Here is a 15,153-nt window from a genome sequence, read left to right as displayed (position 1 = left end):
ATGACCAAGGTAGCCAGCATCTTCGACCTCGAATGCCTCGCGCGGGAGCGCTTGCCCGGCGTCGTGTTCGACTACATCCATGGCGGCAGCGAACAGCAGCTGACCGTCCAGCGCAATCTCGACGACATGCGCGCACTCGCGCTGCGCCAGCACAGCCTGCGCGACGTCTCGCACCGGGACACATCCGTCACGATGGTCGGCGACCCGGCGCGCATTCCGCTCGCCCTCGGCCCGACGGGCCTCGCGGGCCTCACGTGGGCCAACGGAGAATGCGAGGCGGCGCGCGCCGCCGTCGATTTCGGCGTGCCGTTCTGCCTGTCGACGTGCTCCATCAATTCCATCGAGGACGTGGCGGAGGCGATCGGCAAACCGTTCTGGTTCCAGCTGTACCTCATGAAAGACCACAAGGTCAATGACAGCCTGATGCGCCGCGCCCACGACGCCAACTGCTCGGCCCTCGTGCTGACGATCGACCTGCACACGCAGGGCAAGCGCTGGGCCGACGAAAAGCACGGCCTGGCCGTCCCTCCGCGCCTGACGCCGTCGAACATCATGCAAATGGTCGGGCATCCGCGCTGGCTCGCGAACATGGCGGGCAGCAAGCGTCGCACGTTCGGCAATTTCGAGCACGAGATCAAGGAAGCCGGCTCGATCGGTTCGCTGTCGAAGTGGATCGAGGAACAGTTCGACGCGTCGTTCGACGTGAACACGGCGCGCCAGGTGCGCGAGAAATGGCGGCGCAAGCTGATTCTGAAAGGCGTCATGAACCCGGACGATGCGCGGACCGCCGTCGACATCGGCGCCGACGCGATCATCGTGTCGAACCATGGGGGCCGCCAGCTGGACGGCGCGCCGTCGTCGATCTCCGTGCTGCCCGAAATCGTCGACGCGGTGGGCGACCGCATCGAAGTGCTGTTCGACGGCGGCATCCGCACGGGGGGCGACATCGTCAAGGCGATCGGCCTGGGCGCCCACGCCTGCCTGTCCGGCCGCGCATGGCTGTACGGCCTCGCGGCGCGCGGGCGCGAGGGCGTCACCTGTGCCCTCATCCTGCTGGAACAGGAACTGCAGGACTGCATGCTGCTGACGGGTCTCGACAACCTGCATCATATCGATCCGGGCGTCGTCACCGCGCAGCCGCCGCTGGGGAGGCGTTGATGCTGCCTTTCATGTTCGCCACCGGGATCGAAAACAGCTCACCCACGATCGGCAACGGCCGCATCCGCCGCGACCAGATGGAGGAATGCGGCCATTACCGCCAGTGGAAAACGGACCTCGGCCTCGTGGCGCAACTGGGCATCCGCACCTTGCGCTATGGCGTGCCCTTGCACCGGACCTGGCTCGGCCCCGGCCGCTACGACTGGGAATTCGCGGACCAGGCCTTCGGCGAACTGCGGCGGCTCGGCATCGCCCCCATCGCCGACCTGTGCCACTTCGGCGTGCCGGACTGGATCGGCAATTTCCAGAATCCCGATTTCCCCGAGCTGTTCCAGGGCTATGCGAAGGCCTTCGCCACGCGCTACCCGTGGATCCGCCTGTACACGCCCGTCAACGAGATGTATGTGTGCGCCAAGTTCTCCGCGCTGTTCGGCTGGTGGAACGAGCAGGCGCGCGACCTGCGTTCCTACGTGACGGCGCTGAAGTTCCTGGCCAAGGCCAATGTACTGGCGATGCACGCGATCCTCGACTTGCGCCCGGACGCCGTGTTCGTGCAAAGCGAATCGAGCGAATACTTCCACGCGACGGCGCCCGACGCCGTCGCGGAAGCGGAACGCCGCAACCAGCTGCGCTTCCTGTCGCTCGACTTCAACTACGGCCGCCCCCTCGATGCCATGCAGCGCGACTTCGTGCTGGCGAACGGCATGACGCCGGACGAATGCCGCTTCTTCGAGGAGCGCGCGCTGTGCGGCCACTGCATCGTCGGCGGCGACTACTACATGACGAACGAACACGACGTCGATCCGGACGGCGCGACGCGTGACGCGGGCGAAACGCTGGGCTTCGCGATGATCGCGCGCGAGTACGCCGAACGCTACGGCCTGCCGATGATGCACACGGAGACGAACCTCGACCAGGGCAGGCTCGGCACCGAAGCCAGCGACTGGCTGCGCTGCCAATGGGCCCACGTACGCAGCCTGATGCGCAGTGGCGTGCCCGTCGTCGGCTTCACCTGGTATTCGCTGACCGACCAGATCGACTGGCACGTCGAATTGCGCGAAGCGCGCGGCATCGTCAATCCGCGCGGGCTGTACGATCTGCAGCGGCGAATCCGGCCCGTGGGTACGGCGTACCGGGACCTGATCGCGGCATGGGACGGGCGGATCGGGGCGGTGGACAAGGCGGCGCGCCGCGCCCCTTGACGCGGGCCGCCGCCTGCGGTCTACTTTGCCGCACGCATTCCGAACGCATTCCATGACGCTCACACCCGTAATCGACCTGATCAACCTGATTCCGCGCGACCTGATCCTTCCGCCCGCCAGCCTGTTCCTCGTCATCGCCGTCGGCCTCGTGCTGTGGCGCCGCCGTCCGCGCGCCGGGCGCATCGTCGCGGGCACGGGGCTCGCCTTGCTGACGATCCTGTCGACGACGGGCGGCGCGCGGCTGCTCGTCGCGCCGCTGGAGCGCATGACGGCCCCGGTGCAGGCCCCCGGGCGCGCGGGTGCGCAGGCGATCGTCGTGCTGGCGGCGGGACGGCTGCGCCGGGCGCCCGAGTACGACGGCCGCGACATCCCCGACTACATTGCGCTGGCGCGCCTGCGCTATGCCGCGCACCTGCTGCGGCAAACGGGACTGCCCATCCTCGTCAGCGGCGGCAGCGGCAGCAGCAACGCCGACGCGGACGCACGCCGCTATTCGGAAGCGGACGGCATGGCCGCCGCGTTGCGCGAGGACTTCGGCGTGCCCGTGAAATGGCTCGAGGGCCGCTCGCGCGACACGGCCGAGAACGCGGCGTTCAGCGCCGCCATCCTGCACGCGGACGGCGTCCAGCGCATCCTGCTCGTCACGGACGCCATGCACATGCCGCGCGCCCGCGCCGTGTTCGAGCGCGCGGGACTGGACGTCGTCAGCGCGCCCACAATGTTCTTCAGCCACCAGCCCATGTCGATCCACGCCTGGATCCCGAGCGCCGAGGGCATGCGCCGCTCGTGGTATGCGTCGTACGAATTGATCGGCATGGTCTGGTACCGGCTGCGCGCGGCCGGCGGCCGCTGATGGCACGGAACGTGGTGCATGACCGGCCGGCTCCCGGCTCGCCGCAAGCGCTGGCGCCGGCGCACGTCGCCGGCGCCAGCGCCGCGCACGCGGCCGGCATCGATCCACAGGACCTGAAGCAAGTGTGGCGTCGCCTCGCGCGCCATGGCGGTCCGGCGCGGCCTTCAGCGGCTCCCGAACCGGGGTGACACCGTCGCCGGCTGCTGCCACGGCGCCTTCAATTCCGTGCGGGTCGTGTAATCCGTCAGCGACAGCCCGAACAGCAGCACGAGCGTCACGGCGCCCGTGACGGCCGCGAGGCGCAGCAGCGCGGGCGCGCGCCTCAGGCGCATGAACACGATCGCGACGAGCAGCGCCTTCGCCAACGCGATCGCGAGGCTGATCGCCGTGTTCAGCCAGCCGAGGCGCAGCAGCGCGCAGCCGGCCGTCGTGGCCAGCAGCACCAGCAGCGCGATCCACGTGAGCACGAGGGGTCGGGTCGCCTTGTTCACGTCAGCCTCCCGAGCGCGCCGTCAGGTACAGCAAGGGATACAGGAAGATCCACACCACGTCGACGAAGTGCCAGTACAAGCCGGCCAGCTCGACGGCCTCGTTGCCCGGGCCGCGCGGCGGCGGATGGCGCAGGACCAGCATCAGCCACACACAGGCCGATACGCCGATCGTCAGGTGCAGCGCGTGAAGCGCGGTCGCCGCGAAGTACAGCAGGAAGAACAGTTCGATGCCGTGCACGGTGGCCGGGTCGGTCGCGTCGGCGGGATGGAATCCGACGCCCGGGAACAGATGCTCATCGAATTCCTGGTGCCATTCAAAGCCCTTGATGGCGAGGAAGACGACGCCCAACGCGGCCGTCAACGCCAGCAGGCGCGTGGCGCGGCGCCGGTCGTTGCCTTGCGCGGCGTGGCCGGCCAGCGCCATGCAGAAGCTGCTGGTCAGCAGCACGGCCGTGTTGACGGTCCCCAGCAGCATGTCCGTGTGGCGGCTGGCCATGCCCGTCGCATGCGGGGCATGCATGCGCAAGTACAGGTAGCCGAACAGCAGCGGGCCGAAGAACAGCAGCTCGCTGGCCAGGAACACCCACATGCCGAACGAGCGCGCGAAGTCCTGCTGCGCGTGGCTCGCGAATTGCGGCTCGAGGACCGGCGCGCTCATGGTCCCTCCGGCGTGTAGGCGTAGGGCTCGCGGACCACGACGGGCGCAATCGCGAAGTTGTGTTCGGGCGGCGGCGAATCCGTCTGCCATTCGAGGCCCGTGGCGCGCCACGGGTTCGGCGTCGCGCGCGCACCGTAGCGCAGCGACCACGCCAGGTAACCGAGCGGCATCAGGTAGCCGACCGCCAGTATCACCGCGCCGGCCGACGACAGCACGTGCAGCAGCTGGAATTCCCCGGGATAGCTGTGGTAGCGGCGCGGCATGCCCGCATAGCCCAGCAGGTATTGCGGGAAGAACGTCAGGTTGAAGCCGGCGAAGATGACCAGCGCCGCGATCTTGCCCCACGTGTCGGAATACATGCGGCCGGTGACCTTGGGCCACCAGAAGTGAATGCCGCCCAGGTAGGCCATCACGGAGCCGCCCACCATGATGTAATGAAAGTGGGCGACGACGAAATAGGTGTCGGACAGGTGCACGTCCAGCGCGAGCGACGCGAGGAACAGGCCGGTCAGCCCGCCGATGGTGAACAGGCCGACGAAGCCCAGCGCGTACAGCATCGGCGCCGAGAACCGGATGCTGCCCTTGTACAGCGTGGCCGTCCAGTTGAACACCTTGATCGCGGAGGGAATCGCGACGAGGAAGGACAGCAGCGAGAACACCATCCCCGCATACATCGACTGGCCGCTGACGAACATGTGGTGGCCCCACACGAGGAAGCCGATGACCGCGATGGCGAGGATCGCATAGGCCATGAAGCGGTAGCCGAACACGGGCCGGCGCGCGAAGCACGGAATGATCTCGCTGGCGACGCCCATCGCCGGCAGCACCATGATGTACACGGCCGGATGCGAATAAAACCAGAACAGGTGCTGGAACAGCAGCGGATCGCCGCCCAGCGCGGGGTCGAAGATCCCGACCTGGAACAGGCGCTCGATCGCGACCAGCACCAGCGTCATCGCCAGCACGGGCGTGGCCAGCACGAGGATCAGCGACGTCGCGTAGTTCGCCCACACGAACAGCGGCAGGCGGAACCAGGACAGGCCCCGCGCGCGCAGCGTGTGCACGCTGACGATGAAGTTCAGGCCCGTCAGGATCGACGAGAATCCGAGCACCAGCACGCCGGACAGCGCCGCGACGACGTGCGAGTTCGAGAACATCGACGAGAACGGCGTATAGAACGTCCAGCCCGTGTCGACGCCCCCGGCCAGCAGCGCCCACAGCACGATCGCGCCGCCCGCCATGTACAGGTACCAGCTGGCGAGGTTCAGGCGGGGGAAGGCGAGGTCGCGCGCGCCGATCATCAGCGGCATCAGGAAATTCCCCAGCACGGCCGGGATCGACGGGATCAGGAACAGCCACACCATGATGATGCCGTGCGCCGTGAACAGCTTGTTGTACGTGTCGTCGCTGACGAGGTCTCCCTGCGGCGTCGCCAGTTCCAGCCGGATCAGCGCGGCCGCCACGCCGCCGAGGAAAAAGAAGAACGTGATGGAGATCGCGTACAGCACGGCGATGCGCTTGTGGTCGCGCGTCGTCAGCCAGTCGATCAGCCGGTACCCGCCGGCCAGGTAGCTCGGCTCGCGCCGCTCGTGCGGTGCTGTGCCCTCGTCGACGATGCTAGCGTCGTTCTGTGCGCTGGTCATGCGCGCTCTCCCTGATGTATTCGATGATGGCGAGGATGTCTTCCTCGCCGACCTGGCCCGCGAACGACGGCATGATGGGCGCGTAGCCCGCGACGACGTCCTTCGCCGGCACGAGGATCGAGTCGCGGATATACGGTTCGTCGGCCGTCAGCTCGCGCCCGTCCGCCAGGTGCACGCGCCGGCCCAGCAGCCCGGTGAGGTCGGGCGCGTGCACGCTCGAACCGGGATCGTGGCATCCGCTGCAGCCGTAGCGGCGGTACAGCTCGAAGCCGCGCGCCGCCATGCCGGGCTGGCGGGGCCCCGCCTCCAGCCACTGCGCGAATGCCGCCGGCTGCATGACGACGATCCGGCCCAGCATCATCGCGTGCTCCGTGCCGCAGTATTCGGCACAGTACAGGCGGTACTCGCCCGTGCGGCTCGGCGTGAACACGATGGACGTGTAGCGCCCCGGCACGACGTCCTGCTTGACCCGGAAGTCCGGCACGAAGAAGCTGTGGATCACGTCCTGCGACGTCATCACCATGCGCACGGGCCGGCCCAGCGGCAGGTGCAGCTGGCCGATCTCGCGCCGGCCGTTCCTGTGCTCCGCCTCCCACATCCACTGCTTGGCCACGACGAACACGGGCATCGCATTGGCCGGCGCCTGGTACAGCTTCACGTAGTCGATGGCGCCCCATGCGTAGATGCCGAGGAAGAGCAGCAGCGGGATCACGGTCCATGCGATTTCGACGGACAGGCCCTGCTTCGGCACGTGCGTGCGGTCGGCGTTCGACCCGGCCCGGTAGCGGATGGAGAAGCCGATCATCAGCGCGAGCAGCACCAGCGCGACGGTTCCCGTCAACAGCAGCAGGCACAATGCGAAGCTGTCCAGGCGCGAGGCCGAGGCGGCCGCATCGGCCGGCAACAGGTGGAAGTCCGTGTTCATGACCGTTCTCCCCGCCGGCGCCACAGCCAGCCCAGGAACAATAGCGGCAGCAGCAGGACGCCTCCCCGGACGGCGGCCATGGCGAGATCGGTGTGGCGGCCGGACGTCGGCGCGTAATGCGCGCACAGCAGCAGCACCTGCTGCCCGAACGATGGCGCGGGTTCGTCGCGCGCGGCCGCTTTCACGGCGTCGCGCAGACCGGCCGGGTCGAAGCGCACGCCGGAGAACGCGCGGACGATGCGGCCGTCCTCATCCAGCACGACGAAACCGGCCGCGTGCGCCAGTTCGCCCGTCTGTCGATCCGCGACGGCGCGGTAGCCGAGCGCCGCCTGCAGCCGCGCGAGCGTGGCCGCGTCGCCCGTCAGCAGGGTGAGATCGGCCGCGCCGCCGGGCAGCAGCGCGGCATAGGCCCGCTTCCTCGATGCCGCCGCGGCGGCGCCGTCGCGCGGGTCGACGGACAGGCCGACCAGGCGATAGTCGCCCTTTGCCAGGCCGGAGAGTGCCAGCGCCTGCAGCACGCCTTCGAACAGGGTACTGCACAGGTTCGGACAGGTGTAATAGCCGGGCACCAGCACGACCGGGCGGTCGAACAGCGTGGCCAAGCGGACCTCGCGGCCCGCGTCGTCGCGCAGGACGGCGGTCAGCGGCAGCCGGGCGCCGGGCACGGGGTCGAAGCGCGCGGCCGGCGGGGGCGGCAATGCCAGCGCCTGGGCGCCGGCCGGGCCGCCGGCCAGCTGCAATGCCGCGAAGAGCACGACGAAGACGGCTTTCATCGCGCCTCCTTGCCGGACGCGAGAATCGGCGGCGTCCGCCCGGCCTTCGTGGCGGGCGCCGGCTTTGCGGCCGGCGCCGGCGTGGCGCCGCCCTGCGCGGCCATCAGCTTCATCGCCTCGTCGAGCGGAATGCGCGCGATGCCGGCCTGGCGGTCGACCCAGCCGTAGCCGGCGAGAACGCGGCGCTTTTCCTCGAGATAGCTCACGCGGTCCGGCTGCGGCGCCGGCTGCAGCAGCGGTGTCGCACCCTGGAAAGCATGCGGCGGCGTGTTCGCGGCCGGTCCCTCCTCCCGCAGCATCAGCGCGCCCGCGACGAGCGCGCAGGCGATGCCGCCCACGATGACATAGGCGCCGCGGCGCAGGCCGCGCAGGTCGAGATCGCCGCCGGTGTAGTCAGACATGCGCCCTCTCCTTTCCGTGGCGTTCCAGCGCCGTCCACGCCAGCAGCCCGAAGCCGCCGGCGACGAGCGGCGCGAGCCACAGCCAGTGGCGCGTCAGGTGCGGGACGGACGGCAGCACGAGCCACCAGCAATCGAGCAGGTGCGCCGCCAGCAGGGCGCCGGCCAGCACGCCCATCAGCGCGGGCGCGGACTTCGCATGGCGCGACAGCAGGATGCACAGCGGCCCCGCGAAGTGGCCGACGACGAGCACCCACGCCACCGCCTGCCATCCCGCCGCGCCGCGGCGCAGATACCACGCGATTTCGTGCGGCAGGTCGGCCGCCCAGATGATCAGGAATTGCACGTACGCGAGATAGGCCCACGTCAGCACGTACATCATCAGCAGGTTGCCGAGGTCCGGCAGCCGCTTGCGCGCGGCGCCGCGGTCGATCAGGAGGACCGCCAGCGCAAGCCCCGTCAGCATCTGGCCCGTGGCGGCCAGCCAGCCGAACACGCTGGAATACCATTCCGGCTGCAGCGACATGATCCAGTCGACGGCCGCCAGGCTGACCGAGAAGCCGTAGACGAGCAGGCAGGCCGCGGCGCGCGCCGGCGAGCGGGTGCGGGCACGCGTCTCGACGATGGCCAGGCCGGCCCACAGCACGAGGTAGACGATGCTGCGCACCGTGAAGAACACGGGGCCGAGCCACGCGTGGCGGAACGCGGCGTCCGGCGCGCCGGGAACGCCGTGCTGCCACGGATACAGCAGCGGCGCGCCGAGCAGCACGGGCAGGAACAGGATGCAGGCGAGCGGCAGCCAGCGCGCCGCGCGCAGCAACGGGCCGCGGATCGTCTCGCCCCATGCACCGCCCGTCAACTGGTGCAGCCACACGTTCGCCAGGCCGCCCAGCAACGCGCCCGTCACGAACCACCATGCGGCCAGATAGCTGGCCAGCAGCGCGCGCAGGTCCAGATACCAACCCGCCCAGGCCGCAATCAGCGCGACAACCGGCAGCGCCAGCCCCGCCAGGGCGGATGTCCGTCGCTTCATGGCTGCCCTCCCAGGTGCGCGCGCACGTCCGGCGGAAGCGTTGCCACCTCCGCGTGCTGGCTCAGTTGCAGTGCGCGGATGAAGGCGACGATCGCCCAGCGGTCGGCCGGTTCGACGCGGTCGCCGTACGGCACCATCACGCCGTAGCCGTTCCTGATCACGTCGTAGATATGGCGGTCGGGGACGTTGCGCAAGCGGTCCTGGTGGTACGTCGGCGGCGCCGGGAAGCCGCGCCGCACGACGAGGCCGTCGCCGTCGCCGGCCGGGCTGTGGCAAGGCATGCAATAGATCATGTAGCGGTCCTGGCCGCGCTTCAGCAACGTCATGTCGACGGGGTACGGGTTCGTCTGCGCCCGCTCGGCCTCGATGTCGCGCTGCACGAGGTCGGCGCCCTTGCTTCCACCGGAGCTGTCGGCGAACGCCCCGCGGGCGCGCGGCACCGTGCCCGCGACGGGCGGCCGCGCCGCCGCGCCATCCTCGAACAGCGGGCTCGGTGCGTACGTTTTATAACGCGGCTGGTCGTACATGTCCTGCTTGGCGCCTTCGCAGCCCGCCAGCAGGCACGCCGCCGTCAATGTGGACAGCAGGCGGATCATGCCGGCACCTCGCGCAGCAGCAGCGGATGCAGTTCTTCGAGCAGGTCGCGCGCGGGGCCGGGTGCGAACACGGGATCGCGCGCGGGCAGGCACAAAAAGAAGCGGTTGCGGCTCGCGAGCTCGAATTCCTCGACCTCGAACAGCGGGTGGTACAGGCGCGGCAAGCCGTTCAATGCCAGCATCGCGACCGTCGCCGCCAGCGCGGCGCCGAGGATCGTGATCTCGAACGTGGCCGGGATGAACGCGGGCCAGCTGTTCAACGGCCGGCCGCCGATATTGATCGGATAGTCGACGACGGCCGCATACCATTGCAGGAAGTACGTGCCCGCGCCGCCCAGGATCCCGCCCAGCAGCGTGAGGGGCGCGATCCAGCCCTTTTCGGCACCGATGATGTCGTCGAGCCCCTCGATGGCGTACGGTGAATATGCCTCGACCTTCGTCCAGCCGCGCGCCCGCACGTGGCGCGCGGCCGCGCACAGGCTGTCCGCGCTGGGAAATTCCGCCAGCAGGCCGTAGAGCGCATGGTCGCTCATGCTTCCCCCTGCGCGGATTCGCGTACGAGCTCGCGCATCTCGGCGATCGAGATGGCGGGCAAAAGGCGCACGAACAGCAGGAACAGCCAGACGAACAGCGCGATGGAACCGAACAGCGTGATCCAGTCCCAGCGCGTCGGGTAGAACATGCCCCAGGCGGACGGCAGGTAATCGCGATGCAGCGACGTGACGACGATGAGGAAGCGCTCCATCCACATGCCGCAGTTGATGACGAGACTGAGCAGGAACAGCAGCGCCACGCTGTGGCGCACGCGCCGGAACCAGAACAGCTGCGGCACGAGCACGTTACAGGTCAGCATGGCCCAGTACACCGGCGCATACGGCCCCGTGAAGCGGTTCACCGTCATGTAGCGCTCGTAGACGTCGCCGCTGTAGAACGCCGTGAAGATCTCGGCCAGGTAGCCGTAGCTCACGAGCCAGCTCGTCGCGAGCAGCACCTTGGCCGCGTTGGCCAGGTGCCGGCCCGTGATGAAATCGTGCAGGCCGAACGCGCGGCGCAGCGGGATCGCCAGGGTCAGCACCATCGCGAAGCCGGAGAACAACGCGCCGGCGACGAAGTATGGCGGGAAGATGGTCGAGTGGTAGCCGGGCGTGTTCCCGACGGCGAAGTCGAGCGAGACGATCGTGTGGACCGACACGACGAGCGGCGTCGCGAGTCCCGCCAGCAGCAGATACGCCCATTCGTAGCGCGCCCAGTGCCGCGCCTCGCCGCGCCAGCCCAGCGCCAGCAGGCCGTACGCAATTTGCGCCGCGCGCTCGCCCCGCTGGCCCGCGCGGTCGCGCAGCGTGGCCAGGTCGGGGATCAGGCCGACGTACCAGAACAGCAGCGAGACCGTCAGGTACGTCGCGATGGCGAAGAAGTCCCACACGAGGGGACTGCGCCATTGCGGCCACACGTTCATCACGTTCGGGTAAGGCACGAGCCAGTAGAAGAACCACGGCCGGCCCAGGTGCAGGATCGGGAACAGGCCGGCGATGGACGCCGCGAACAGGGTCATCGCCTCGGCGAAGCGGTTGATGGAGGTGCGCCACTTCTGGCGCAGCAGCAGGAGGACGGCGGAGATGAACGTGCCCGCGTGGCCGATCCCGATCCACCACACGAAATTGCCGATGGCATAGCCCCACGCGACGGGTATGTCGACGCCCCAGATGCCGATGCCCTTCACGAGCAGCCATGTGACGGCGAGCAGCAGCGCGCACACGCCGGCGGACGCGAACAGGAACGCCGTCCACCAGCGCCAGCCGAAATGGTCCGTCAGGACGATGTTCGCGATCTTGTCCGTGACGCTCGCATAACCCCAGCCCGGGCGCAGCACGTCGCTGCCGCGCGAGTGCAGGCTGTCGCTGCCGGCCCGTGTGTCCGGCGTGCTCATTCCAGCTCCGGATCGGGATTCAGCACGCGCGTCAGGTAGCTCGTGCGCGGCCGCGTGTTGAGTTCTTCCAGCAGGTGGTAGTCGAGCGGCGACGCCTTGGCCGCGACGACGTCGCTGGACGGATCGTTCAAATCGCCGAAGCGGATCGCGCGCGTGGGGCACACGGCCTGGCAGGCGGTGACCATCTCGCCGTCGCGGATGCGCCGCCCGGCCTTCTCGGCCTCGATGCGGGCGCGGGTGATCCTCTGCAGGCAGTAGCTGCATTTCTCCATCACGCCGCGCCGCCGCACCGTCACCTCCGGATTCTGCAACGCCTTCAGGCTCTCGACCTTCTGGTTCGAATACTGCAGGAAGTTGAAGCGCCGGACCTTGTAGGGGCAATTGTTGGAGCAGAAGCGCGTGCCGATGCAGCGGTTATAGACCTGCACGTTGAGGCCTTCGCTGTCGTGCATCGTGGCGCCGACGGGGCACACTTCCTCGCATGGCGCGTGCTCGCAATGCATGCACGGCACGGGTTGAAATAGCGTCCGCGCGCCGGCCTGGTAGCGGTCGACCCGGATCCAGTGCATGCTGCGCCCGCGCCGCACTTCTTCCTTGCCGACGACGGGGATGTTGTTCTCGGCCTGGCACGCGACGGTGCACGAGGCGCAGCCGATGCAGGTATTCAGGTCGATGGCCATGCCCCATTTGTACTCGCCGCGATCGCCCTCGCGCTCCGGGTACATCGACGCGTGCCGTTCCTTCTCCTGCCCGCGCGGCGCGCCGCGTGCGAGTTCACGCACGTGGACCGGATCGCGGCCGTGCATGTCGACCTCGCGCTGGCGGAACACGAGATCGTGCGTGCGGCCGGTCGTCTCCACCGTCAGCGCGGGCGCGGCCGCCAGCGCGGCGCGGGTGCGCAGACGATACGCGTCGAAGCCGACGCCCTCCCCGACGCCGCCCGCCGCGCGGCGTCCATACCCCAGCGGCAGCGTGACGACGCCCTCGGCCTGCCCCGCCACGACGAGTACCGGGGCTTCGATCGTCCGGCCCTCCGCGCGCAGGCGCGCCACCATGCCGTCCGCGAGATGCAGACGAGATGCCGTGGCCGGACCGACGAGGGCCGCGTTATCCCACGTAAGGGACGTGAGGGGGCGCGGCAATTCCTGCAGCCAGGCGTTGTTGGCGAAGGCGCCCCCGTCGACGGCCGGATCGGGCGCGAACAATGCGACGAGCGGTGCCGCCGCCGCCGCGGCGGGCGCGGCGATGGGCCGTGCGGCGGGCGGTGCGACCGGCACCGATGCGCTGCCGTCGACGATGCCCCGGCGCAGGCTGTCGCGCCACGCATCGTCGCCGTCCGGCCAGGAGGCGCGCACGAGGGCGTGGCCGTCGCGTGCGTCCGTGCCCGCCAGCAGCGCGAGGATCTCGTGCGTGGAGCGCCCGCCGTACAGCGGCGCGATCAGCGGTTGCACGATCGTCGCCGTGCCGTCGTGCGCGCGGGCGTCGCTCCACGCCTCGTACCCATGCGCCATCGGCAGGTGCCAGCCGGCCGCGCGCGCCGTCTCGTCGCGGTACAGGCCCAGGTGCGCGCCGAGCGGCACGCGTTGCAGCAATGTCGCAAAATCCAGGTCGGCCGGCGCGTCGTAGGCGGGGTTCGCGTCCAGGATCAGCAGTGTGTCGACGCGGCCGGCGCGCATGTCGTCGGCCAGCGCGGCGATGGACTCGCCGTGGTTCAGCGGGCTGCGCTCGACCGGATCGATGAAGGCCTGCGGGCCGTTCAGGCGCCGCGTCAATACGTAGGCCAGCGCACGACCCGCCGGGCTCACGGCCGGGCCGGCGACGACGAGGGCCCGGCCGCGGGCGCCGTCGAGCGCCTTCGCGACCGCCGCTTCCCACCGGTCCAGGGCCGGGTCGGCAGCGCGGCCCGTGTCCGGCGCGGCGCCGAGGCGCGCGGCGATGCGCCACAGCGCGGCTTCGATCTCGTGCGGGGCGCGGGCGAGGCGCGCGTCGGCATAGGCCCCGGTCAGCGTCGGCGTCGCTTCCAGCACGTACAGGCGGTTCGCGCCGGCGCGCGCGCCCAGCCGGCGCGGCGCCGTGAACGTCCGCGCGTGGGCCAGGCTGCCGGGCATGGAGCCGAACAGGTCGGCGTCCAGCGCGAGCACGACGCTCGCCTCGTCCAGCCGGTACAAGGCGTCGAGCGGCCGGCCGAACGCGAGCTGCGACGCCTGCGCGGCGCCGTCGTCGTGCAGCGGGTCCCACGCGTGCCAGCGCGCGTTCGGCAGGCGCTGTTGCAGGGCCGCGATCTGGTGCGCCAGCGTGGGCGACGTGACGGTGCCCGTCAGGATGCGCAGGCCTGCTCCCCCGTCCCGTTCGAAGCGGGGGCGGCGCGCCTGCAGCGCGGCCTCGAACGCGCCCCATGTCGACATCTCGTCGCCGCGGAACACGGCCTGCGAGCGGTCCGGGTCCCACAGCTGCAGGATCGACGCCTGCGCGAACACGTCGGTCGTGCCGGCACCGACGGGATGGTCGGGATTGCCCTCGACCTTCGTCGGCCGCCCCATGTTCGATTCCACCAGCACGCCGTGGGCGAGACCGCGGCGCACGAAGGCGGTCGCATAAAACATCGGCAGCCCCGGCACGCCCTGTTCCGGCATCGTCACGTACGGGACGATGGGCTCGGCCGGCGGCCCGCTGCAGCCTGCGCCCGCCAGCGCCGCCGACGCGGCCATCAGCTTCAGGAAGCGGCGCCGGGCCGGTTCGTCCTGGGCAATCGGAAATATCGGATGATCGTGCTCCATCATTTTCAGCAACTTAGCGGTGGCAGGTGGAGCAATTGGTCAATGCCTGGGCGTCGCGCAGGCGGTACAGGCGGTTCAGCTGGCGGACCTCGTCCGCACTCAAAGGCTTTGCGGGCGCCATCGACAACACCTCGCTCAGCGGCCGCACGTGATGCGGCGCGTCGCGGTGACAGCGCAGGCACCACTGCATTTCCAGCGACGCGGTGCGCCACGTGATGGGCATCTGGTCCACGCGGCCATGGCACTCGATGCAGGCGACGCCCTTGCTCACGTGGATGTCGTGCTCGAAATAGACGAAGTCCGGCAGATCGTGCACGCGCACCCAGTGGATCGGCTTGCCCGTGCGCGCGCTGTCGTGCAGCGGCGCCAGCGCGGGCGAATCGAGGAAGAGCTGGGAGTGGCAACTGAGGCAGACGGACGTCGACGGCATGCCGGCCGTGGCCGAATTTTCCACCGACGTGTGGCAATAGCGGCAATCGATGCCATCGTCGGACACGTGGTGCTTGTGACTGAAAGGAATGGGCTGGGCCACGGGGGCATTGGTCACGTTATGGGGTGTCATGGTCCAGCGTGCCAACGCAATCCAGGCCGCGACGCCGACCACCAGACCCAGCAGGATCAGCTTGACGAACAGGACCGCGGGACGGGAAAACGGTGGCGCCATCGATTCGCAAGGACTCGGTCTATGAACAAACGAGCCCAGTATATGCTGTCATTCC

General features: G+C 69.5%; 16 protein-coding genes. 4 read left to right on the top strand and 12 right to left on the bottom strand.

Annotation, left to right across the window (positions count from 1 at the left end; translation table 11 throughout):
- The 4 genes from BVG12_RS31520 to BVG12_RS31505 are packed head-to-tail and all read left to right on the top strand — an operon-like array spanning position 1 to position 3,401.
- Positions 1–1,158, top strand: a complete 1,158-nt coding sequence (locus tag BVG12_RS31520; protein WP_075795857.1) for an alpha-hydroxy acid oxidase — start codon at positions 1–3, stop codon at positions 1,156–1,158.
- Positions 1,158–2,360: a family 1 glycosylhydrolase gene (locus BVG12_RS31515; RefSeq protein ID WP_075795856.1), complete on the top strand. Its 1,203-nt coding sequence runs from the start codon at positions 1,158–1,160 to the stop codon at positions 2,358–2,360. The genes BVG12_RS31520 and BVG12_RS31515 overlap by 1 nt, the downstream gene beginning before the upstream one ends.
- Positions 2,361–2,412: 52 nt before the next feature.
- On the top strand, positions 2,413–3,213 hold the full coding sequence (locus BVG12_RS31510; protein ID WP_075795855.1) for a YdcF family protein: 801 nt from the start codon (positions 2,413–2,415) through the stop codon (positions 3,211–3,213).
- Entirely contained in the window at positions 3,213–3,401 is a 189-nt protein-coding gene (locus tag BVG12_RS31505) for a hypothetical protein (RefSeq protein WP_075795854.1), read from the top strand. Before BVG12_RS31510 ends, BVG12_RS31505 begins: the two co-directional genes overlap by 1 nt.
- Here BVG12_RS31505 and BVG12_RS31500 read toward each other — a convergent pair.
- Genes BVG12_RS31500 through BVG12_RS31445 form a run of 12 tightly spaced genes read right to left on the bottom strand, consistent with a single transcriptional unit; the run spans position 3,378 to position 15,098 of the window.
- A complete protein-coding gene (locus BVG12_RS31500) occupies positions 3,378–3,704 on the bottom strand; it encodes a cytochrome C oxidase subunit IV family protein (RefSeq protein WP_075795853.1) in 327 nt (108 codons plus the stop codon). The two genes, BVG12_RS31505 and BVG12_RS31500, sit on opposite strands and share 24 nt — an antisense overlap.
- A gap of 1 nt (position 3,705) precedes the next feature.
- A complete protein-coding gene (locus tag BVG12_RS31495; protein ID WP_075795852.1) occupies positions 3,706–4,362 on the bottom strand; it encodes a cytochrome c oxidase subunit 3 in 657 nt (218 codons plus the stop codon).
- Positions 4,359–6,005 (bottom strand): cytochrome c oxidase subunit I, encoded by a 1,647-nt coding sequence (ctaD, locus tag BVG12_RS31490; RefSeq protein WP_083685555.1) that lies wholly within the window; start codon positions 6,003–6,005, stop codon positions 4,359–4,361. Before ctaD ends, BVG12_RS31495 begins: the two co-directional genes overlap by 4 nt.
- Positions 5,980–6,930: a cytochrome c oxidase subunit II gene (coxB, locus tag BVG12_RS31485; RefSeq protein WP_075795851.1), complete on the bottom strand. Its 951-nt coding sequence runs from the start codon at positions 6,928–6,930 to the stop codon at positions 5,980–5,982. Before coxB ends, ctaD begins: the two co-directional genes overlap by 26 nt.
- On the bottom strand, positions 6,927–7,703 hold the full coding sequence (locus BVG12_RS31480) for an SCO family protein (protein WP_075795850.1): 777 nt from the start codon (positions 7,701–7,703) through the stop codon (positions 6,927–6,929). Before BVG12_RS31480 ends, coxB begins: the two co-directional genes overlap by 4 nt.
- Entirely contained in the window at positions 7,700–8,104 is a 405-nt protein-coding gene (locus BVG12_RS31475; RefSeq protein WP_075795849.1) for a hypothetical protein, read from the bottom strand. Before BVG12_RS31475 ends, BVG12_RS31480 begins: the two co-directional genes overlap by 4 nt.
- A complete protein-coding gene (locus BVG12_RS31470; protein ID WP_075795848.1) occupies positions 8,097–9,134 on the bottom strand; it encodes a hypothetical protein in 1,038 nt (345 codons plus the stop codon). The genes BVG12_RS31475 and BVG12_RS31470 overlap by 8 nt, the downstream gene beginning before the upstream one ends.
- Positions 9,131–9,730 (bottom strand): c-type cytochrome, encoded by a 600-nt coding sequence (locus BVG12_RS31465; protein WP_075795847.1) that lies wholly within the window; start codon positions 9,728–9,730, stop codon positions 9,131–9,133. Before BVG12_RS31465 ends, BVG12_RS31470 begins: the two co-directional genes overlap by 4 nt.
- Positions 9,727–10,263, bottom strand: a complete 537-nt coding sequence (locus tag BVG12_RS31460; protein WP_075795846.1) for a DUF3341 domain-containing protein — start codon at positions 10,261–10,263, stop codon at positions 9,727–9,729. The genes BVG12_RS31465 and BVG12_RS31460 overlap by 4 nt, the downstream gene beginning before the upstream one ends.
- Entirely contained in the window at positions 10,260–11,657 is a 1,398-nt protein-coding gene (nrfD, locus tag BVG12_RS31455; protein ID WP_075795845.1) for an NrfD/PsrC family molybdoenzyme membrane anchor subunit, read from the bottom strand. The genes BVG12_RS31460 and nrfD overlap by 4 nt, the downstream gene beginning before the upstream one ends.
- The gene (locus BVG12_RS31450; RefSeq protein ID WP_075796676.1) at positions 11,654–14,437 is read right to left on the bottom strand and encodes a 4Fe-4S dicluster domain-containing protein; all 2,784 of its coding nucleotides are present in this window, start codon (positions 14,435–14,437) and stop codon (positions 11,654–11,656) included. Before BVG12_RS31450 ends, nrfD begins: the two co-directional genes overlap by 4 nt.
- Positions 14,438–14,447: 10 nt before the next feature.
- The gene (locus BVG12_RS31445; RefSeq protein ID WP_075795844.1) at positions 14,448–15,098 is read right to left on the bottom strand and encodes a cytochrome c3 family protein; all 651 of its coding nucleotides are present in this window, start codon (positions 15,096–15,098) and stop codon (positions 14,448–14,450) included.
- Positions 15,099–15,153 lie beyond the last annotated feature (55 nt).

The sequence above is a fragment of the Massilia putida genome (assembly GCF_001941825.1).
GTDB lineage: Bacteria > Pseudomonadota > Gammaproteobacteria > Burkholderiales > Burkholderiaceae_D > Telluria > Telluria putida.
The sequence above is the reverse complement of the archived record's forward strand: the minus strand, read 5'-3'. Positions and strand labels throughout refer to the sequence as shown.